Annotated in this window: 23 protein-coding genes; 17 read left to right on the top strand and 6 right to left on the bottom strand. The window is 58.8% G+C overall.

Annotated elements, in window-relative coordinates; all coding sequences use genetic code 11:
• Positions 1-3: 3 nt before the first annotated feature.
• Positions 4-1,833 (bottom strand): hypothetical protein, encoded by a 1,830-nt coding sequence (locus tag PspS34_RS24135; protein WP_154862167.1) that lies wholly within the window; start codon positions 1,831-1,833, stop codon positions 4-6.
• Between the two features lie 171 nt (positions 1,834-2,004).
• On the opposite strand from PspS34_RS24135, the gene PspS34_RS24130 reads away from it, so the two are divergent.
• The 3 genes from PspS34_RS24130 (at position 2,005) to PspS34_RS24120 (ending at position 3,743) form a co-directional block, all read left to right on the top strand.
• Positions 2,005-2,493, top strand: coding sequence for a TIGR00645 family protein (locus PspS34_RS24130; RefSeq protein WP_007970904.1), 489 nt, complete (start codon positions 2,005-2,007; stop codon positions 2,491-2,493).
• A 220-nt stretch (positions 2,494-2,713) separates the two neighbouring features.
• On the top strand, positions 2,714-3,004 hold the full coding sequence (locus PspS34_RS24125) for a DUF6482 family protein (RefSeq protein ID WP_154862168.1): 291 nt from the start codon (positions 2,714-2,716) through the stop codon (positions 3,002-3,004).
• A 121-nt stretch (positions 3,005-3,125) separates the two neighbouring features.
• Complete coding sequence (locus tag PspS34_RS24120; RefSeq protein ID WP_008022510.1) at positions 3,126-3,743, top strand: FKBP-type peptidyl-prolyl cis-trans isomerase; 618 nt, start codon at positions 3,126-3,128, stop codon at positions 3,741-3,743.
• Between the two features lie 134 nt (positions 3,744-3,877).
• On the opposite strand, the gene PspS34_RS24115 is transcribed toward PspS34_RS24120, so the two are convergent.
• From PspS34_RS24115 to PspS34_RS24105, 3 genes are all read right to left on the bottom strand, one after another.
• On the bottom strand, positions 3,878-4,135 hold the full coding sequence (locus PspS34_RS24115; RefSeq protein ID WP_154862169.1) for a hypothetical protein: 258 nt from the start codon (positions 4,133-4,135) through the stop codon (positions 3,878-3,880).
• Between the two features lie 202 nt (positions 4,136-4,337).
• On the bottom strand, positions 4,338-4,679 hold the full coding sequence (locus PspS34_RS24110; protein ID WP_008154270.1) for a zinc ribbon domain-containing protein YjdM: 342 nt from the start codon (positions 4,677-4,679) through the stop codon (positions 4,338-4,340).
• Positions 4,680-4,882: 203 nt separating this feature from the next.
• A complete protein-coding gene (locus PspS34_RS24105) occupies positions 4,883-5,851 on the bottom strand; it encodes a polyprenyl synthetase family protein (RefSeq protein ID WP_154862171.1) in 969 nt (322 codons plus the stop codon).
• A 239-nt stretch (positions 5,852-6,090) separates the two neighbouring features.
• Between PspS34_RS24105 and rplU the strand changes: the two genes are divergently transcribed.
• The 5 genes from rplU (at position 6,091) to PspS34_RS24080 (ending at position 9,850) form a co-directional block, all read left to right on the top strand.
• Positions 6,091-6,405: a 50S ribosomal protein L21 gene (gene rplU / locus PspS34_RS24100; protein ID WP_003176051.1), complete on the top strand. Its 315-nt coding sequence runs from the start codon at positions 6,091-6,093 to the stop codon at positions 6,403-6,405.
• 35 nt (positions 6,406-6,440) lie between these two features.
• Complete coding sequence (gene rpmA / locus PspS34_RS24095; RefSeq protein ID WP_003281574.1) at positions 6,441-6,698, top strand: 50S ribosomal protein L27; 258 nt, start codon at positions 6,441-6,443, stop codon at positions 6,696-6,698.
• Between the two features lie 195 nt (positions 6,699-6,893).
• A complete protein-coding gene (cgtA, locus tag PspS34_RS24090) occupies positions 6,894-8,117 on the top strand; it encodes an Obg family GTPase CgtA (protein ID WP_008052064.1) in 1,224 nt (407 codons plus the stop codon).
• Between the two features lie 137 nt (positions 8,118-8,254).
• The gene (gene proB / locus PspS34_RS24085; protein ID WP_057713234.1) at positions 8,255-9,373 is read left to right on the top strand and encodes a glutamate 5-kinase; all 1,119 of its coding nucleotides are present in this window, start codon (positions 8,255-8,257) and stop codon (positions 9,371-9,373) included.
• A gap of 12 nt (positions 9,374-9,385) precedes the next feature.
• On the top strand, positions 9,386-9,850 hold the full coding sequence (locus PspS34_RS24080; protein WP_008022496.1) for a CreA family protein: 465 nt from the start codon (positions 9,386-9,388) through the stop codon (positions 9,848-9,850).
• 184 nt (positions 9,851-10,034) lie between these two features.
• On the opposite strand, the gene rpsT is transcribed toward PspS34_RS24080, so the two are convergent.
• Positions 10,035-10,313 carry a 30S ribosomal protein S20 gene (gene rpsT / locus PspS34_RS24075; protein WP_007970922.1) on the bottom strand — a complete coding sequence of 93 codons (279 nt, stop codon included), beginning with the start codon at positions 10,311-10,313 and terminating at the stop codon, positions 10,035-10,037.
• Between the two features lie 252 nt (positions 10,314-10,565).
• Here rpsT and murJ point away from each other — a divergent pair, with 252 nt between their 5' ends.
• The 6 genes from murJ to ispH all read left to right on the top strand — a co-directional run bounded on the left by murJ (position 10,566) and on the right by ispH (position 18,083).
• Entirely contained in the window at positions 10,566-12,104 is a 1,539-nt protein-coding gene (murJ, locus tag PspS34_RS24070) for a murein biosynthesis integral membrane protein MurJ (protein WP_057713236.1), read from the top strand.
• A 129-nt stretch (positions 12,105-12,233) separates the two neighbouring features.
• Positions 12,234-13,172, top strand: coding sequence for a bifunctional riboflavin kinase/FAD synthetase (gene ribF / locus PspS34_RS24065; RefSeq protein WP_173677972.1), 939 nt, complete (start codon positions 12,234-12,236; stop codon positions 13,170-13,172).
• A gap of 13 nt (positions 13,173-13,185) precedes the next feature.
• Positions 13,186-16,017, top strand: coding sequence for an isoleucine--tRNA ligase (gene ileS, locus PspS34_RS24060; protein ID WP_154862172.1), 2,832 nt, complete (start codon positions 13,186-13,188; stop codon positions 16,015-16,017).
• Complete coding sequence (gene lspA, locus PspS34_RS24055) at positions 16,010-16,522, top strand: signal peptidase II (protein WP_007970932.1); 513 nt, start codon at positions 16,010-16,012, stop codon at positions 16,520-16,522. The genes ileS and lspA overlap by 8 nt, the downstream gene beginning before the upstream one ends.
• A gap of 7 nt (positions 16,523-16,529) precedes the next feature.
• A complete protein-coding gene (gene fkpB, locus PspS34_RS24050) occupies positions 16,530-16,967 on the top strand; it encodes an FKBP-type peptidyl-prolyl cis-trans isomerase (protein WP_172435403.1) in 438 nt (145 codons plus the stop codon).
• A gap of 168 nt (positions 16,968-17,135) precedes the next feature.
• Positions 17,136-18,083 carry a 4-hydroxy-3-methylbut-2-enyl diphosphate reductase gene (gene ispH, locus PspS34_RS24045; RefSeq protein ID WP_090451485.1) on the top strand — a complete coding sequence of 316 codons (948 nt, stop codon included), beginning with the start codon at positions 17,136-17,138 and terminating at the stop codon, positions 18,081-18,083.
• On the opposite strand, the gene PspS34_RS24040 is transcribed toward ispH, so the two are convergent.
• Positions 18,052-18,591 carry a GspH/FimT family pseudopilin gene (locus PspS34_RS24040; protein WP_154862173.1) on the bottom strand — a complete coding sequence of 180 codons (540 nt, stop codon included), beginning with the start codon at positions 18,589-18,591 and terminating at the stop codon, positions 18,052-18,054. The two genes, ispH and PspS34_RS24040, sit on opposite strands and share 32 nt — an antisense overlap.
• A gap of 130 nt (positions 18,592-18,721) precedes the next feature.
• On the opposite strand from PspS34_RS24040, the gene PspS34_RS24035 reads away from it, so the two are divergent.
• The 3 genes from PspS34_RS24035 to PspS34_RS24025 are packed head-to-tail and all read left to right on the top strand — an operon-like array spanning position 18,722 to position 20,345.
• Entirely contained in the window at positions 18,722-19,195 is a 474-nt protein-coding gene (locus PspS34_RS24035) for a GspH/FimT family protein (protein ID WP_154862174.1), read from the top strand.
• Entirely contained in the window at positions 19,192-19,641 is a 450-nt protein-coding gene (gene pilV / locus PspS34_RS24030; protein WP_159390341.1) for a type IV pilus modification protein PilV, read from the top strand. The genes PspS34_RS24035 and pilV overlap by 4 nt, the downstream gene beginning before the upstream one ends.
• The gene (locus tag PspS34_RS24025; protein ID WP_154862176.1) at positions 19,638-20,345 is read left to right on the top strand and encodes a prepilin-type N-terminal cleavage/methylation domain-containing protein; all 708 of its coding nucleotides are present in this window, start codon (positions 19,638-19,640) and stop codon (positions 20,343-20,345) included. Before pilV ends, PspS34_RS24025 begins: the two co-directional genes overlap by 4 nt.
• The last annotated feature ends 5 nt before the right edge of the window (positions 20,346-20,350 follow it).

Raw genomic sequence — 20,350 nt, 5'->3', positions numbered from 1 at the left:
GCACTATTGATCAAGGCGCGTCATGTCGGCCTTGTCGAGTTTGACTTCGAAACCATATTGCACGGTGGTGAGATCAGTGCGCTGATAGGTTTCCAGGCGCGTAGGCTGTCCGTAGAAGTAATGCACGGCAAACTGCGCCGCCCCCTGTGCGCTCGCGCCATGACTGACCGATAGAATCTCCTTCAAGTAACTACCGCTGTCGTCCTTGGCGAAAAAGCGCCAGTCCTGGGCGGGAAATACCTTCAGGTCCACCACCAGTGCATTGTCTTTGAGCGCGAGGCCCTTGGGCAGTTGACGGGCTTCGACGGTTTGCTTGTCGACCGTGGCCAGGAACAACGGCATCGAGCCCACCGCATAGGCCGGGGTTTGTGGAAACAGATTCAGATCGTAAGTGATGGTGCCGCGCAGGGGATCGATCTGGTACGCCTCTGACGGCAGTTCGATCGGCTCGTCGCGATTGCCACGAGTGTCTTCGGTAAAGAAGCTCACCGGACTTTCACCGGGGTTGAACGATGTGCCGAGCAGCTCATCGTTGAAGGTACGCAGGTGAGTGAATTCGATTCGCGCAGCGCTGGGGTCGTCGACCGACTGACTGATGCTGACGTTCTTTTTCAGTTGATCCTCACTCAGCGTTGCCCCTTTCAGCCAGCCCGCCGCCTGGTCGTCATAGACCACCACGGACAGGATCAAGGGCTGGATGGACTTGTCCGTGGTATAGGCATCGAAGCGCCGGATCGGCAGGTCGAGGTCCTTTCGGGTGACCGTGACGGCGGAAAAATCCAGCATGCTGACTTCGAGAGTTTCGATCGTCCCGTTGAAGTACACCTTCGAATAATGTCGAGCCTGCTGTTTCTCAAAGTTGCGTTGTTCTTCATCGAGCTGTTTTTCCAGGGACTCGCTCCAGCTCTTTTGCTGCTGCATCTTGGCCAGTTGCTGCTGATAGAAGGCAATTTGTACCGAGGTTTCGTTGATTGAACCGGCGCGCGCGATGAATTGCCCGGTGCTGTCCCTGGCCTGGACGATCAGCGGGTTGAGCGGTGTTTCACTGACTTCGGGGGCCAGCGGCGTGCTGTTGTTGTATTCGATTTCCGCGTAGTTGTTCGTCAATGTGAGGAGGGTGACGCTCAGGTTGTCATTGGTGCGGGTCTGGCCTACGTCCTTTTTCGTCAGGTCGAAGCTGTAGAGGCGGCGTGGCGCGATGACTTCGACTTTGCTTTGCAGGCTCACCGGTTGCGGTTGCTGCTTTCTGTCAATGTCGAGGCCTTCGATGAAGGGGTAGGCCACGGTCAGGTCATCGGGGTTGGTCAGGTTGGAGCTCGATGGGCTGAGCTGAATGCCGGGGTCGGTTTCCGACCATTCCGGCTGGAAGGGAATCACTCGTTTGTTGCTTAGCGTGACCGACTGCCATTCCAGGCCATGGGGAAACAAAAACGCGGCAGGAACGCTGAACGTGAAGGGAAACACTGGCTGCAGATCGATCAGATAGTCGGAACTGGAGTCCTTTTGCAGCACGAACAACCCGTTGATGTAGGTGTCGACCAGGGCCTGCGGGCTCGGGTAGTGCTTGAGCATGGCGAGGGCGTCTTCGCCGTATTCGGTTTCCACCGACTTGCTGTCGAGCTTGAGTTGCGCGCGTTCGAGCAGCAGCAGTGAGCCGCCCAGTTCCGACACGGCATCCTTGAGCTTCGGATCCTGAATGGCGTCCAGCGACTTTTCGAACTGCGCGGTTTTTTCTTCGAGGCTGACCTGGCGTTTTTCTTCGCTGGGTGAGCAGCCGCTCAGCAGCAGCGCCAGGCAAATTCCGGCACTCATCAAAGGCAATTGCACATCCATTTCCAGTCTTCCTGTCCGACATCACTGAGCAGTCAATGATTTGGACACTAGCAGAAAAACTTTGATACACAGGCGCAGGTGACGGATTTTTCGACGGTTTCTGGCTGCTTCTGGGTATGGACGGGTGGCTGGTATACTCGCCGCCATTTCCAGTCCAACGTGTGAGATTCAATGGAACGCTTTATCGAAAATGCAATGTACGCCTCGCGCTGGCTGCTGGCGCCGATCTATTTCGGCCTGTCCCTCGGACTGCTGGCGCTGGCACTGAAATTCTTCCAGGAAGTCTTCCACGTCATCCCGAACGTGTTTTCGATGGCCGAATCGGACTTGATCCTGGTACTGCTGTCGCTGATCGACATGGCCCTGGTGGGCGGTTTGCTGGTGATGGTGATGATTTCCGGCTACGAAAACTTCGTCTCGCAACTGGACATCGACGACAGCAAGGAAAAGCTCAACTGGCTGGGCACCATGGACTCTTCGTCGCTGAAGATGAAGGTGGCCGCATCGATCGTGGCGATCTCGTCCATTCACCTGCTGCGCATCTTCATGGACGCCAAGAACGTCGATCCCGAGCATTTGCAGTGGTACGTGATCATCCACATGACCTTCGTGGTCTCGGCCTTCGCCATGGGTTACCTGGATAAAGTCACCAAGCACTGATTTACCCTTCTGCTGTAGGAGCGAGCCCGCTCGCGATGGACTCAAGATCGCCGCGGGGTGTCAGGTTTCCCGCGTCATCGTTGGCAAGCATCGCGAGCGAGCTCGCTCCTACAGAGGGGCGTGATGAAACAGACGGGCGGCGTCGCTTGTGGCTTGTGCTTTGATGCGCCGAGGCCTATCCCTGTAAGTATGTTGGTTCGCCACTGCGTGAGGTGCGCTCATGACCCTGAATGAGTTGAATGCGTATGCCGTCGCCGGGAAGGTCGATGAGCTGAACCTGATCTCGATGGAGGGGGGCATCTACCTGCTGGAGGCGCGGATGCATGGCGCGGCGTATCCATTGAGCGATACCCACGGACACACGATGAGCCTGCGTTCGGTGGAGCATGCCCGTGATGTGCTGCACTCCTTTCCCAAGTTGCACTTCAACCTTGTGCACACGGTCGTGCACGACGAAATGTGCGGTCTGGTTGCCGATGTTGAGGAAAACCTGAAGGTGCCGATCGCCTGAGGTCCCTCATCAAAGGCATGACATCTGTGCTAGTCTGCTGGCCCTTTTGGTTCCGGGCGCTCCGGGACGCGCTGTGCACGCATGGCAAGTTCCCGAGCCGTCCGCACAGCGGAGCAGTGTCATGTCCGAAGTAAATCTGTCCACCGACGAAACCCGCGTCAGCTACGGTATTGGCCGTCAGCTGGGCGACCAACTGCGCGACAACCCGCCACCGGGCGTAAGCCTGGACGCGATCCTGGCTGGTCTGACCGACGCATTCGCCGGCAAACCAAGCCGTGTGGGTCAGGAAGAAATGTCCGCCAGCTTCAAAGTCATCCGCGAAATCATGCAGGCCGAAGCTGCAGCCAAGGCTGAAGCGGCTGCTGGCGAAGGCCTGGCCTTCCTGGCTGAAAACGCCAAGCGTGAAGGCATCACGACTCTGGCTTCCGGCCTGCAGTTCGAAGTCCTGACCGCTGGCGAAGGCGCCAAGCCATCCCGTGAAGACTCCGTGCGTACTCATTACCACGGCACCCTGATCGACGGCACAGTGTTCGACAGCTCCTACGAGCGCGGCCAGCCTGCGGAATTCCCGGTTGGCGGCGTAATCGCCGGCTGGACCGAAGCCCTGCAACTGATGAACGCCGGTAGCAAATGGCGCCTGTACGTGCCGAGCGAGCTGGCATACGGCGCTCAAGGCGTTGGCAGCATTCCGCCGCACAGCGTACTGGTATTCGACGTCGAACTGCTCGACGTACTGTAATACCTGGCCTGTCGCTATGACGGGCTAATGTGGGAGCGGGCTTGCTCGCGAAGGCGTTTATTCAGTCGACAAACAAGTTGCCTGACACACCGCTTTCGCGAGCAAGCCCGCTCCCACAGTTTTTTTACGGTGTCTCATACTTCGATCTTGTGGTGCAGTTCACTGTGCGGGCGCAACGCCCGGGCATAGCAGAACAGAAACAGATTACGCACCAGTTCCTTGAGCACCACCGGCTCGCTGGAACTCAGGCCATTGAGGTCAAGATCACCTTGGTCCTGCAGTTCGCTCAAGGCTTCTTCTTCAAGCACTGCACAGACTTCCCCGGTTTCCCGATGCAGGATCCTGAGGTAAGGGTGTGGGCGGTCCAGCCAGGCATCGATCAGATAAGTCATGGTTCTCATCTCCATTGAAGGTTTGATGAGAATAATTCTTATTCATCAAATAGCAAGGGCCTATTGGCGGTTTACGCTTTTTTCCGGGTAAAGATTGCGTCAGGTCAAAAGGACTGGCGTTTGGCTATTGCGAGGAATTACTGGGCGAAGCAGGGGAGGGGGGCGCCATCCCGCGGCAGGCGCGGGATGGATAACAGCAGGCTCAGACTTTTCTGACGAACTCGGACTTGAGTTTCATCGGGCCGATGCCGTCGATCTTGCAGTCGATGTCGTGATCGCCATCGCACAGGCGGATGTTCTTGACCTTGGTGCCGACCTTGACCACCAAAGACGTACCCTTGACCTTGAGGTCCTTGATCACGGTGATGGTGTCGCCGTCTTGCAGGACGTTGCCGACCGAATCCTTTTTCACTGTGTCATCGGACACTGCTTCGGCTTCACCGCTGGCGGACCATTCGTGGGCGCACTCGGGGCAGATCAGCTGGGCGCCGTCTTCATAGGTGTATTCGGAATTGCATTTTGGGCAGGGTGGCAACGTGCTCACTAAGGCTCCTTGGATTCAGGATCGCTAAAAAGCGCACATTGTATAGGGTTTTAGCCGGGAGGGGTGCAGAGCAGGAAAACCTGTGGGGAACAAACCTGTGGGAGCGAGCTTGCTCGCGATGGCGTCCTTTCAGTCAACAACAATGTTGAATGTAAGTGCCTAATCGCGAGCAAGCTCGCTCCCACAGGGGGCTTGCAGTGTTGTCAGTGCGTACGCGCGACCGCGAACTCGCTCAGTTCAACCAGTGCATCGCGGTACTCGCTGGCAGGCAGCGCTTCGAGACACTGGATTGCGCGTGCCACATAGTCGCGTGCCAGTTGCGCGGTGTACTCCAGCGAGCCCGAGGCTTCCACGGCTTCGCGGATGCTTTCCAGGTCTTCGATTCCGCCTTTCTGGATCGCCTTGCGCACCAGGGTGGCCTGTTCCGGCGTACCTTCGCGCATGGTGTAGATCAGTGGCAGGGTCGGCTTGCCTTCGGCCAGATCGTCACCGACGTTCTTGCCCAGGGTTTCGGCGTCGCCTTTGTAGTCGAGCAGGTCGTCGACCAGTTGGAAGGCCACGCCCAGGTGATCACCGAATGTACGCAGGGCTTCGGCCTGTTCCGGCGTGGCCTGGCACAGGGCGGCGGCGCTGTGGGTCGAGGCTTCGAAGAGCATCGCGGTCTTGCCGCGGATGACTTCCATGTAGGTTTCTTCGGTGGTGCTGACGTCCCGGACCTTCGACAGCTGCAATACTTCGCCTTCGGCGATGATGCGCGTGGCTTGCGAAAGGATCTTCATCACCGGCATCGAGCCAAGTTCGACCATCATTTCGAATGAGCGCGAATACAGGAAGTCACCGACCAGTACGCTTGGCGCGTTGCCCCACATGGCGTTGGCGGTCGAGCGGCCACGGCGCATGCCGGACATGTCGACCACATCGTCATGCAGCAGGGTGGCGGTGTGCAGGAACTCGATGGTCGCGGCCAGCAGACGCAGGTCATCGCCTTCGCGGCCCAGGGCCTTGCCACACAGCAACACCAGTAAAGGACGCAGGCGTTTGCCGCCGGCCGAGGTAATGTAATCGCCGATTTTCGATACCAGCGGCACTCGGGAAGTCAGCTGCTTCTTGATGATGCCGTCGACGGCGCTAAAATCGTCCGCCACCGCGCGGTAGAAAGCTTGGGGTTGCATCAGCGACAGTCGCTCCAGAAGGGTTGCGCGGCATGCTAGGACCCACGCTTGCAGGTGTCAAGGCGCGATGGACGGCCTCTTGCAAGGCTAGCGTGGCTTGCGTACAATCGCGCACCCTGAACTTCCTGGGCAGCACCTGCCTTACGCAATTGCAAGCGGGCCTCCAGCCCCATGCAGCCATGCCAGCCAATACCTCTTCTTATAAAGAGCTGGGTGAGCAGGATTATCGGAGAAATACCATGTCTTATGCAGTAATCGTTACTGGCGGCAAGCAGTACAAAGTCGCCCCAGGTGAATACCTGAAGATCGAAAAACTGGAAATCGCTACCGGCGAATCCGTTACCTTTGATCGCGTTCTGTTGGTTGCCAACGGTGACGACGTGAATATCGGCGCTCCAGTTGTTGCTGGCGCTACCGTTGTGGCTGAAGTGATCTCCCAAGGTCGTCACGATAAAGTCCGCATCATCAAGTTCCGTCGCCGTAAGCACCACATGAAGCGTATGGGCCACCGCCAGTGGTACACCGAGATCAAAATCACCGGTATTCAGGCTTAATTACAGCCTAATTCCTCACTAGGAGAATTGAACTCATGGCACACAAAAAAGCTGGTGGTAGTACCCGTAACGGTCGCGACTCAGAAGCCAAACGCCTTGGCGTGAAGATGTATGGCGGCCAGGCTATCAAAGCAGGCAACATCATCGTGCGTCAGCGCGGCACCCAATTCCACGCTGGCTACGGCGTTGGCATGGGTAAAGATCACACCCTCTTCGCTAAAGTCGAAGGCGTGATCAAGTTCGAAGTAAAAGGCGCCTTCGGTCGTCGTTACGTGAGCGTAGTCGCAGCTTAATTGCGCGATCGCTGGAAAAGCCCTGTCTCGCGACGGGGCTTTTTCGTTTGTGGGGTGAGTCTCTTGCAAAGCTGTTTGTATGGGCTGTCGGCGTACGATGTAGGTATCGTGGTTCAGGGTCGCTGCGCTCATTTTTGCAAGAGTCTTATGTCTTGATTGTTTTTCGGCTCGTCCGTATGGCGAGAGGCGTTTGTTATGAAGTTTGTTGATGAAGTATCGATTCGCGTAAAGGCTGGTGATGGCGGCAATGGCGCCATGAGTTTCCGTCGGGAAAAATTTATCGAGAACGGTGGCCCGAACGGCGGTGATGGCGGTGACGGCGGTTCCATCTACATGATGGCCGACGAAAACCTCAACACCCTGGTGGACTACCGTTACACCCGGCACTTCGATGCCGAGCGTGGCTCCAACGGCGGCAGCACCGACTGCACCGGCAAGAAGGGTGAAGACCTGATCCTGCGTGTTCCGGTCGGCACCACGGTGATCGACTCCGCGACTCAGGAAGTCATCGGCGACCTGACCAAGGCCGGTCAGAAATTGATGGTGGTGCAGGGCGGCTGGCACGGTCTGGGCAATACCCGTTTCAAATCCAGTACCAACCGTGCGCCGCGCCAGACCACTCCGGGCAAGCCGGGCGAGCAGCGCGACCTGAAGCTGGAAATGAAAGTACTGGCTGACGTGGGTCTGCTGGGTTTGCCGAACGCCGGTAAAAGTACCTTTATCCGTTCGGTTTCGGCTGCCAAGCCGAAAGTTGCCGACTACCCGTTCACCACGCTGGTGCCGAACCTGGGTGTGGTCAGCGTCGATCGCTGGAAGAGCTTCGTCATTGCCGATATTCCGGGTTTGATCGAAGGCGCTTCCGAAGGTGCTGGTCTGGGCATTCGCTTCCTCAAGCACTTGGCGCGTACGCGTCTGCTGCTGCACCTCGTGGATATGGCGCCGCTGGATGATGCCAGCGCACCGGATGCCGCTGAAGTGATCGTCAATGAGCTGATCAAGTTCAGCCCATCCCTGGCGGAGCGTGATCGCTGGTTGGTCCTGAACAAGTGCGATCAGATCCTTGATGAAGAGCATGATGCTCGCGTCAAGGAAATCGTTGATCGCCTGGAATGGACTGGTCCGGTCTACGTGATCTCGGCCATCTCCAAACTCGGTACCGAGCGTCTGTGCCACGACATCATGCGTTACATGGAAGATCGTGCCGATCGTCTGGCCAATGACCCGGCCTACAAGGAAGAGTTGGCCGATCTCGATCAGCGCATCGAAGACGAAGCTCGCGCGCAACTGCAGGCGCTGGATGACAAGCGTGCCCTGCGTCGCAGCGGCGTGAAGTCGGTCCACGACATCGGCGACGATGACTGGGACGAAGAAGATGTGGATGACGAAGACGGTCCGGAAATCATTTACGTGCGTGACTGATTCGTTGCGATAAACTTAAGCGCCGCTCAATCGAGCGGCGTTTTGGTATCTGGAAATCGATTGTTGGCCACGAGTAACCACGAATAACGTCACGGGCAGTGCTAGGTCGCGCTGCCCTCAAGCTAAGGTTGAAGATGATGCGGAGCAAGGTGACAGGTGCGCAGCGTTGGGTCGTGAAGATCGGCAGCGCTTTGCTGACGGCGGACGGCAAAGGCCTGGATCGCGCGGCAATGGGTGTCTGGGTTGAGCAGATGGTGGCCTTGCATGAGGCGGGCGTCGAGCTGGTGCTGGTGTCCTCCGGGGCGGTGGCGGCCGGCATGAGCCGTTTGGGCTGGACCTCGCGACCCAGTGCGATGCACGAACTTCAGGCTGCCGCCGCAATCGGCCAGATGGGGTTGGTGCAGGCCTGGGAGTCGAGCTTCGCCAAGCATGGCCGGCATACCGCGCAGATTCTCCTGACTCACGACGACTTGTCCGACCGCAAGCGCTACCTGAACGCCCGCAGCACCTTGCGTGCGCTGGTCGAACTGAAGGTTATCCCGGTGATCAACGAGAATGACACCGTGGTCACCGACGAAATCCGTTTTGGCGACAATGACACCCTGGCGGCGCTGGTGGCGAACCTGGTCGAGGCGGACTTGCTGGTGATCCTGACGGATCGCGACGGCATGTTCGATGCTGATCCGCGCAACAATCCGGATGCCCAGCTGATTTACGAGGCGCGCGCCGATGATCCGGCGCTCGACGCGGTGGCGGGTGGCACCGGTGGTGCGCTGGGGCGTGGTGGTATGCAGACCAAATTGCGTGCTGCGCGTCTGGCGGCCCGTTCCGGTGCTCACACCATCATCGTTGGCGGGCGGCTTGAGCGTGTGCTGGATCGCCTCAAGGCGGGCGAGCGCATCGGCACCCTGCTGTCGCCGGAGCGCGGCATGTTGGCGGCGCGCAAGCAGTGGCTGGCCGGTCATCTGCAAACCCGTGGCACCCTGGTGCTGGATGCGGGTGCGGTGACTGCATTGTCTCAGGGCAACAAGAGCTTGCTGCCGGTTGGGGTCAAATTGGTGCAGGGCAGCTTCCGTCGCGGCGAGATGGTGGTTTGCGTGGCGCCGGACGGTCGCGAGATTGCCCGTGGCCTGGCCAACTACAGTGCGCTGGAGGCGCAAAAAATCATCGGTCAGTCGTCTGAGGCGATTGTCGGTCTGTTGGGTTACATGGCGGAACCGGAGCTGGTTCACCGCGATAACCTGATCCTGGTCTGAAGGAATACCTGAATGCGCGTGGCAAAAGGATTGTTGGGATTGCTGTTGGCGATGCCGCTGCTGGCGTCGGCCGAAGAGATCGGTCAGGTGTCGACGGTGTTCAAGTTCGTCGGGCCGAATGACCGGATCGTGGTCGAGGCCTTTGATGATCCCAAGGTCGATGGCGTGACCTGCTATCTGTCGCGCGCCAAGACCGGCGGGGTGAAGGGTGGTCTTGGTTTGGCCGAGGATCGTGCCGAAGCGTCTATCGCTTGCCGGCAGGTCGGACCGATCAGCTTCAAGGGTGAGCTCAAGGATGGTGACGAGGTGTTCAAGGAGCGCACGTCTCTGGTGTTCAAGACCATGCAGGTGGTGCGCTTCCTCGACAAAAAGCGCAATACGCTGGTGTACCTGGTGTACAGCGATCGCCTGATCGAGGGCAGTCCGCAGAATGCGGTGACGGCGATTCCGATTTTGCCTTGGGCGCACGCTCAGTAACCTTACGCAAAACGAAATGTGGGAGCGGGCTTGCTCGCGAAGAGGGAGTGTCAGTAGACGCACATGTCATCTGATACACCGCATTCGCGAGCAAGCCCGCTCCCACATTTTTTTGTGTCGCGTTCAACAAATCGCAGGCAATAAAAAACCGACCCTGAGGTCGGTTTTTTAATGAACGAGTCGCTTAGGCAGCAGCGGCAACGTTCAGGGCCTTCACGTGGCCATTCAGGCGGCTCTTATGACGAGCGGCCTTGTTCTTGTGGATGATGCCTTTATCGGCCATACGGTCGATAACTGGCACAGCCAGAACGTAAGCAGCTTGAGCTTTGGCAGCGTCTTTTGCGTCGATGGCCTTAACTACATTCTTGATGTAGGTACGAACCATGGAACGCAGGCTGGCGTTGTGGCTGCGACGCTTCTCAGCCTGTTTTGCACGTTTTTTGGCGGAAGGTGAGTTGGCCACCGTCGAGCTCCTCGAAAGACTTTTTAGGAAATAGCAAACAAAATAGGCCGCGAATCATGCCGATGAGTTGAGGTCTTGTCAAGGGCGGTTGAGACGTTCCGCTAAGTGGTAGGTGCTACACCTCTGGATATTTCTTTCCAGCGTGCGACCTGTAAACTCGCGAGCTTTGGCTCTGTGCTGTTGCGGCGCGGAGTATCGCATAAGTGGGCGCGTAGTTCGCCTGCTGTTTATCGACAGGCACAAACTCTTTCAATGAATCTGCTCAAATCGTTGGCCGCCGTCAGCTCTATCACGATGCTTTCCCGGGTTTTGGGATTTGTTCGTGACACCCTTATTGCGCGTGCATTCGGCGCGGGAATGGCGACAGACGCCTTCTTCATCGCCTTCAAACTGCCCAATCTGTTGCGGCGGATTTTTGCCGAAGGGGCGTTTTCCCAGGCATTCGTACCGATTCTTGCCGAATATAAAAGTCAGAAAGGGGATGAGGCGACGCGAACCTTCATTGCCTATGTTTCCGGCCTGCTGACGCTGGTGCTGGCACTCGTCACGGCATTGGGCATGATTGCCGCCCCGTGGGTCATCTGGGTGACCGCGCCGGGTTTCATCGATACGCCCGAGAAGTTCGAGCTGACCACGAGCCTGTTGCGGGTGACCTTTCCTTACATATTGCTGATTTCCCTGTCGTCGCTGGCGGGTGCGATCCTCAACACCTGGAACCGTTTTTCGGTCCCGGCATTCGTGCCGACGCTGCTCAACGTCAGCATGATTATTTTTGCGTTGTTCCTGACACCGTACTTCGATCCTCCCGTAATGGCGCTCGGTTGGGCGGTGCTGGTGGGTGGACTGGCACAGTTGCTCTATCAACTGCCGCACCTGAAAAAGATCGGCATGCTGGTGTTGCCGCGCCTGAACCTGCGCGACAGCGGCGTCTGGCGGGTGATGAAGCAGATGTTGCCGGCGATTCTCGGGGTATCGGTGAGCCAGATCTCGCTGATCATCAATACGATTTTCGCTTCGTTCCTGGTCGCAGGTTCCGTGTCCTGGATGTACTACGCCGACCGTTTGATGGAGTTGCCATCCGGCGTGTTGGGCGTGGCGCTGGGGACGATTCTGCTGCCGACTCTGGCCAAGACTTACGCCAGCAAGGATCGCCACGAATACTCGCGCATCCTCGATTGGGGCCTGCGTCTATGCTTCGTGCTGGTATTGCCTTGCGCCTTCGCGCTGGGGATTCTGGCCGAGCCGTTGACGGTTTCGCTGTTCCAGTACGGCCAGTTTGATGCCCATGATGCGGCCATGACTCAGCGCGCGTTGATCGCCTATTCCGTCGGTTTGCTCGGAATTATCGTGATCAAAGTGCTCGCACCGGGCTTTTATGCGCAACAAAACATCCGCACGCCGGTAAAAATCGCAATTTTCACGTTGGTCGTCACTCAGTTGTTCAACCTGTTGCTGATCGGTCCGCTGGCTCACGCGGGCCTGGCGCTCGCCATCAGCGCTGGCGCCTGCCTCAATGCAGGGCTGCTCTTCTATCAGCTGCGTAAACAGCAGATGTACCAGCCGCAACCGGGCTGGGCAAAGTTCGGCTTCAAGCTGGTGGTTGCGGTAGCGGTGATGTCTGGCGTGTTGCTGGCAGGGATGCATTTCATGCCGGCCTGGGGCGAGGGGCAGATGCTTGAGCGTTTCCTGCGTCTGGGTGCCTTGGTAGTTGCCGGTGTGGTGGCTTATTTCGGCATGTTAGTGTTGATGGGCTTCCGTTTGCGCGACTTCAATCGCAAGGCGCTGGGCTGAGGTTCTGGCCTTGATAAACACGGGCGAGCCGGCGGTTTTGTCGGCTCGATCACTTTGGGTTACGGTGTTGCCTGTCGTCGGCCGCCGGGTGTGGTTATAATCGACCACTTTATGAGCAAGAAGCGCGTTATGCAGCTGGTTCGAGGCCTCCACAATCTGCGCCCCCGGCATCGGGGCTGTGTCGCCACTATTGGCAACTTTGACGGTGTACACCGCGGCCACCAGGCTATCCTGGCGCGCCTGCGTGAGCGTGCGCTCGAGTTGGGCGTGCCCAGCTGCGTGGTGATTTTCGAGCCGCAACCGCGAGAGTTCTTCGCTCCGGACACCGCGCCGGCCCGTCTGGCCCGCCTGCGGGACAAGCTGCAATTGCTGGCTGCCGAAGGCGTCGACCGTGTTCTGTGCCTGGCTTTCAACCAGCGCCTGAGCAAGCTCAGTGCCAGTGAGTTCGTCGATACCATTCTGGTCGACGGTCTTGGCGTCCAGCACCTGGAGGTCGGGGATGACTTCCGTTTCGGCTGTGACCGCGCGGGAGATTTCGATTTCCTGCAGCAGGCCGGCATCGTTCAGGGTTTTACCGTCGAGGCGGCGCAAACCGTTGAGCTGGACGGTATTCGCGTCAGCAGCACTCAGGTCCGCAATGCCCTGGCCGCAGCTGATTTTGCCTTGGCCGAGCGACTGCTGGGTCGGCCGTTCCAGATTACCGGGCGGGTACTCCACGGCCAGAAGCTGGCTCGCCAGTTGGGTACGCCCACGGCCAACATACAACTCAAGCGCCGTCGCGTTCCGCTTTCCGGGGTTTACCTGGTCAACGTCGACATCGACGGCAAGACCTGGCCAGGCGTCGCCAACATCGGCGTGCGGCCAACGGTACAAGGTGATGGCAAGGCCCACCTCGAAATACATCTTTTAGATTTTGCCGGCGATCTGTATGACCGGCGTTTAACGGTGGTTTTCCACCACAAGCTGCGTGAAGAGCAGCGTTTCGCCTCTCTGGAGGCGTTGAAAACGGCGATCAACGCGGATGTCGCCGCCGCCCGTGCACTAGCCGCACCTAGCGCCCATCGCTAATGAAGAGCCTTAAATGACCGACTATAAAGCCACGCTAAACCTTCCGGACACCGCCTTCCCAATGAAGGCCGGCCTGCCACAGCGCGAACCGCAGATCCTGCAGCGCTGGGACAGTATTGGCCTGTACGGAAAGTTGCGCGAGATTGGCAAGGATCGTCCGAAGTTCGTATTGCACGACGGCCCTCCGTACGCCAACGGCTCGATTCACATCGGTCATGCGCTGAACAAGATTCTCAAGGACATGATCATCCGCTCGAAGACCCTGTCGGGCTTCGACGCGCCTTATGTTCCGGGCTGGGACTGCCACGGCCTGCCGATCGAGCACAAGGTCGAAGTGACCCACGGCAAGAACCTGGGCGCGGACAAGACCCGCGAACTGTGCCGGGCCTACGCCACCGAACAGATCGAAGGGCAGAAGTCCGAGTTCATCCGCCTGGGTGTGCTGGGTGACTTCGCCAACCCGTACAAGACCATGGACTTCAAGAACGAGGCCGGTGAAATCCGTGCCTTGGCCGAAATCGTCAAGGGCGGTTTCGTGTTCAAGGGCTTGAAGCCTGTGAACTGGTGCTTCGACTGTGGTTCGGCCCTGGCCGAAGCGGAAGTCGAGTACGAAAACAAGAAGTCCTCAACCATCGACGTGGCCTTCCCGATTGCCGATGAAGCCAAACTGGCTGCCGCTTTCGGTCTGCCGTCGCTGGCCAAGCCTGCCTCGATCGTGATCTGGACCACCACCCCGTGGACCATTCCGGCCAACCAGGCGCTGAACGTTCACCCGGAGTTCAACTACGCCCTGGTCGACGTCGGCGACAAACTGCTGGTGCTGGCTGAAGAGCTGGTCGAGTCGTGCCTGGCGCGCTACTCGCTGGAAGGCTCGGTCGTTGCGACCACCACCGGTAAAGCGCTGGAACTGATCAACTTCCGTCACCCGTTCTACGACCGTCTGTCGCCGGTTTACCTGGCCGACTACGTTGAACTGGGCGCCGGCACCGGTGTGGTTCACTCATCTCCGGCCTACGGCGTGGACGACTTCGTGACCTGCAAGAAGTACGGCATGGTCAACGATGACATCCTCAATCCGGTCCAAAGCAACGGCGTTTACGTTCCGTCGCTGGAATTCTTCGGCGGCCAGTTCATCTGGAAGGCCAACCCGGCCATCGTCGACAAACTGACCGAAGTCGGTGCGTTGCTGCACACCACCGTCATCGAACACAGCTACATGCACTGCTGGCGCCACAAGACCCCGCTGATCTACCGCGCCACCGCGCAGTGGTTCATCGGCATGGACAAGCAGCCGACCACCGGCGACACCCTGCGCCAGCGTTCGCTCAAGGCCATCGAAGACACCAAGTTCGTCCCGGCCTGGGGCCAGGCGCGTCTGCACTCGATGATCGCCAACCGTCCGGACTGGTGCATCTCCCGTCAGCGCAACTGGGGCGTGCCGATCCCGTTCTTCCTGAACAAGGAAAGCGGCGAGCTGCACCCACGAACCGTCGAGCTGATGGAAGAAGTTGCCAAGCGTGTTGAAGTCGAAGGCATCGAGGCCTGGTTCAAGCTGGACGCCGCCGAACTGCTGGGCGATGAAGCGCCGCAGTACGACAAGATCAGCGACACCCTCGACGTCTGGTTCGACTCGGGTACTACGCACTGGCACGTTCTGCGCGGTTCGCACCCGATGGGTCACGAAACCGGCCCGCGCGCCGACCTGTACCTGGAAGGTTCGGACCAACACCGTGGCTGGTTCCACTCGTCGCTGCTGACCGGTTGCGCCATCGATAACCACGCACCGTATCGCGAACTGCTGACTCACGGCTTCACGGTCGACGAGTCCGGCCGCAAGATGTCCAAGTCCCTGGGCAACGTGATCGCGCCACAGAAAGTCAACGACACCCTGGGCGCCGACATCATGCGGCTGTGGGTAGCCTCGACCGATTACTCGGGTGAAATGGCGGTTTCCGAGCAGATCCTGCAACGCAGTGCGGACGCCTACCGGCGTATCCGTAACACTGCACGCTTCCTGCTTTCGAACCTGACCGGCTTCAACCCGGCCACCGACCTGCTGCCGGCCGAAGAAATGCTGGCTCTGGACCGTTGGGCCGTGGACCGTACCCTGCTGTTGCAACGCGAACTGCAAGAGCACTACGGCGAATACCGCTTCTGGAACGTGTACTCGAAGATCCACAACTTCTGCGTGCAGGAACTGGGCGGTTTCTACCTCGATATCATCAAGGATCGTCAGTACACCACTGGCGCCGACAGCAAGGCCCGTCGTTCCTGCCAGACTGCGCTATTCCACATCTCCGAGGCGCTGGTGCGCTGGATCGCGCCGATCCTGGCGTTCACCGCCGACGAACTGTGGCAGTACCTGCCGGGCGAGCGTAACGAGTCTGTCATGCTCAACACCTGGTACGAAGGCCTGAGCGAACTGCCGGAAGGCATCGAGCTGGATCGCGCTTACTGGGACCGGATCATGGCGGTCAAGGTCGCGGTCAACAAGGAAATGGAAATCCAGCGTGCAGCCAAGGCTGTCGGTGGCAACCTGCAGGCCGAAGTGACGCTGTTCGCCGAAGACGCGCTCACCGCCGACCTGGCCAGGTTGAGCAACGAACTGCGCTTTGTACTGATCACTTCGACCGCCAGTGTTGCGCCATTGGTGCAAGCACCGGCCGATGCCGTGGTCACTGAAGTCAGCGGCCTGAAGCTGAAAATCGTCAAGTCGGGCCACGCCAAGTGCGCTCGTTGCTGGCACTGCCGTGAAGACGTCGGTGTGAACCCGGAGCATCCGGAAATCTGCGGCCGTTGCGTCGACAACATCAGCGGCGCTGGCGAGGTCCGTCACTATGCCTAATGCCGTTGGCCGTTTCGGACGGCTGAGCTGGCTCTGGTTGAGTTTGCTGGTCCTGGTCATCGACCAGGCCAGCAAGTTCTACTTCGAAGGCAAGCTCCAGATGTACCAGCAGATCGTAATCATCCCCGATTACTTCAGCTGGACCCTGGCCTACAACACTGGCGCGGCATTCAGCTTCCTGGCTGACAGCTCCGGCTGGCAGCGCTGGCTATTCGCGTTGATCGCTGTCGTGGTCAGTGCGGTGCTGGTGGTGTGGCTCAAGCGTCTGGGGCGCAACGAGACCTGGCTGGCGGTTGCGCTGGCACTGGTGCTCGGCGGCGCGCTGGGCAATCTGTATGACCGCATTGCCCTGGGCCATGTGATCGATTTCATTCTGGTGCATTGGCAGAATCGCTGGTATTTCCCGGCGTTCAACTTTGCCGACAGCGCAATCACGGTTGGTGCTGTCATGCTGGCACTGGATATGTTCAAAAGTAAAAAGACCGGAGAAACCGTTCATGACTGAACAGGTATTGGCTGAGCAACGCATCGGCCAGAACACGGAAGTCACCTTGCATTTCGCATTGCGCCTGGAGAACGGCGACACGGTGGACAGCACCTTCGATAAAGCCCCGGCGACCTTCAAGGTCGGTGACGGCAACCTGTTGCCAGGTTTCGAAGCGGCGCTGTTCGGTTTCAAGGCCGGTGACAAGCGCACGCTGAGCATCGAGCCCGAAAACGCTTTCGGCCAGCCCAACCCGCAAAACGTGCAGATCATCCCGCGTTCACAGTTCCAGGACATGGAGCTGTCGCCAGGTTTGCTGGTGATCTTCAACGATGCGGCCAATACTGAACTGCCGGGCGTGGTCAAAGAGTTCGATGACGCGCAAGTGACCATCGACTTCAACCACCCGCTGGCGGGCAAGACGTTGACCTTTGACGTAGAGATCATCTCCGTCAAAGCGCTGTAAGGCATTACGGGGCAGCTTCTGTTGCCACCGGACCCTGTGGGAGCGAGCTTGCTCGCGATGAGTGCCTGACATTCAATTTTGATATTGACTGACACTCCGCCATCGCGAGCAAGCTCGCTCCCACAGTTTGTTTTTCATTGTTTTCGCGCGCAAGACACGAGGCACAGCATGCAAATCAAACTCGCCAACCCCCGTGGCTTCTGCGCCGGTGTGGACCGGGCGATCGAAATCGTCAACCGCGCCCTGGAAGTCTTCGGGCCGCCGATCTATGTACGCCACGAAGTGGTCCACAACAAATTTGTCGTCGAAGACCTGCGCTCCCGTGGTGCGATCTTCGTCGAAGAGCTGGATCAGGTGCCGGACGACGTCATCGTGATCTTCAGTGCCCACGGCGTTTCCCAGGCCGTGCGCAGCGAAGCGGCTGGCCGTGGGTTGAAAGTGTTCGACGCCACGTGCCCGCTGGTGACCAAAGTCCACATCGAAGTGGCGCGCTACAGCCGTGACGGCCGAGAGTGCATTCTCATCGGCCACGCCGGTCACCCGGAAGTCGAAGGCACCATGGGCCAGTACGATGCTGGCAATGGCGGCGCGATCTACCTGGTCGAAGACGAGAAGGATGTCGCGGCTTTGCAGGTGAAAAACCCTGAAGCGCTCGCCTTCGTGACCCAGACCACATTGTCGATGGACGATACCAGTCGCGTTATCGACGCTCTGCGTGCGCGCTTCCCGGCCATCGGTGGACCGCGCAAGGACGACATTTGCTACGCCACGCAAAACCGTCAGGACGCGGTCAAGCAACTGGCCGACGAATGTGATGTGGTGCTGGTGGTCGGCAGTCCGAACAGCTCGAACTCCAATCGCTTGCGCGAATTGGCAGAGCGCATGTCCACTCCGGCCTACCTGATCGACGGTGCCGAAGACCTGCAAAAGAGCTGGTTCGACGGCGTCGAGCGTATCGGCATCACCGCTGGCGCATCCGCCCCGGAAGTCCTGGTGCGCGGCGTGATCCAGCAGTTGCAGGCCTGGGGTGCCACCGGAGCCGATGAATTGGCAGGTCGCGAGGAGAACATCACGTTCTCTATGCCTAAAGAACTGCGCGTTCGTTCGTTGCTCTGAATTTATTCCCTTTTTCGCATAACGGCTGTCCAACCTTGTCGTTGCGCAGGCTGACGCGACCGGTCCGTGCCAACACCACTTGATGTTGGCTTACCGGTTCGCGAACGGTGCAAATGTATAACGTCCCTCCAATCAGTGACTCGCCCTGACCTCTGAATCGTATGGAACTTTCGACCGGACCGTTCCCCACAATCGACACGCGTGCGCCGCTCTGGCGTTCGGCCAGCAGTGGATTGTCGCTGTCCATCTCCCCCTTGCCGCTGATATCCAGAATCATCCGCCAGCCTTGGCTCCAGTCGCCATTGATGCCGTGAATCACCACGGCCTCGTTGCGGACGATGGCTTCGCTCCGGGCGGTGCGAATACTGCTGAAAAGGGCCTGCGCCGCTTGCTGTCTCTGGTTCGACTCGATCAGCGTTGCGAACGCCGGGCTGACCAACTGCAGAACAATTCCTGTAATTGCCAGTCCCATGAGCAGTTCGATCAGACTGAAGCCTTGTTGCCGCATGACATCTCCCTCCGTGGTGTGCTGTAGCCCGCGCAATCCCTGCACGAGAAATGGCAACGCAAACGCACCGCATCGCTCGAATGTTGTGCTGCGCAAGAGCAGGTATAGCCGAAGGAAGCAGAAGGCCCCGATGGATCATCCTACAAAAGGTTTCACGCTGATCGAGTTGCTGGTCGCGATCGCGATCCTTCTGATTCTGCTGACTCTGGCTGTCCCGGCGTTTACCCGCTCGATGCAAACAACGAGGGCGGATACTGAAATCGCTGACCTGCGACGAGCCCTGAATTTTGCCCGGCTTGAAGCCATCGATCGGGGCAATGCCACACGGGTGCGACCGACGGCCGGTGGGGATGTCTGGAGTGGGGAACTGACGGTTTACGACGGTACTGGCGCTTTGGCCAATGTATTGCGGGTTGTTCCGGCGATGAGCGGCGGTGCAACACTGGCGCTAACCTCTGACGTCACTGCCATCGATTTCAACAGTATGGGCGGATTGTCATCACCGTCCTCAGAGGTGGTGATCAGCTATGGGCGGGGCGCACAAAGCAGGACGCTGACCGTGTGTTTGAACGGACGAATTCTATTGGGTGGAAATTGCGGATGAGGGCAGGGAGGCAAGGCGCGCAGGAGGGCATGACGCTGGTCGAAATCCTGGTGGCGTTAGTCATTCTGGGAGTGAGCCTGCTGGGGGCTGCGGCGTTTCAGCTCAATGCGCTGAAGTACACGGACAGTGCGCGCATGACCAGTCAGGCCAGTTTTATCGCCTACGACCTGATGGACCGCATTCGCGCCAACGCCGCAGCGGATTACACCATTGCGCCGCCGGCCTCGGGCAATCCGGACGTTACCCGGGATCAGGACCTGTTTGATTTCAACGCCAACATCGTCAGTTCACTCGGAGCCTCCGCGACGGGCAGTGTGACCGTCAACCGGCAGGTGTACACCATCACTATTACCTGGGACGACTCACGGGCCGCGAATACTGCCGATTCGCGACGCAGCTTCATCCTGAGCAGCCGCGCGGCCATTGATCCGATGGTGATCCCGTGAGGCGCCGCAGCAGGGGTTTTAGCCTGGTCGAGTTGCTGATCGCCATGGCGTTGAGCCTGATCGTGGTGCTGGGCGTGGTGCAGGTTTTCATCGCGGCCAAGAACACCTATCTCAGCCAGAATGCGGCCGCGAACATGCAGGAGGACGCACGTTTCGTTTTGAGCAAAATGATTCAGGAGATTCGCATGGTCGGGATGTTCGGTTGCCTGGAAAGGATCACTGATTCCAGCAAGAAAGGTGATTTCCATGCCAATCGTGTAACGCCGATCCGTTGGGACAATGGCAGTCGCAGTTTGACGCTGGTTACGGCGGATGTCGGCAGCAACGGCGACAAGCCGGACTGGACCGTGCTTTCCGATTGTAGAACCAATTCGACGGCCTACAGTGAAGGTCGGACGCCAGTGGCAGGGCAACTGGCATTTCCGATCCGGCGGCTGATTTACAGCTTCAACAACAACCAACTGTTGATGAAAGGCGGGACCGCAGCGCCCCAGGTATTGGTGGACAACGTCAGCGCTTTCGACGTGAGCTTCGGCCTGGCCAGCACAGCCACTGATCTGGCTGCTTCGCGCTACAGCAGCAACCCGCCGAACCCCGCGCTGATTCGTAGCGTTCGCCTGAGCCTGACCCTCACCGATCCGAACCACCGCGTGAGCGATCAAACCTTCAACGTGGTTGCCGCTCTGCGCAACCGCTTGCCATGAGAGGG

The organism is Pseudomonas sp. S34, from assembly GCF_009866745.1.
Lineage (GTDB): Bacteria > Pseudomonadota > Gammaproteobacteria > Pseudomonadales > Pseudomonadaceae > Aquipseudomonas > Aquipseudomonas jessenii.
This window is presented reverse-complemented; position numbering and strand designations above follow the sequence as displayed.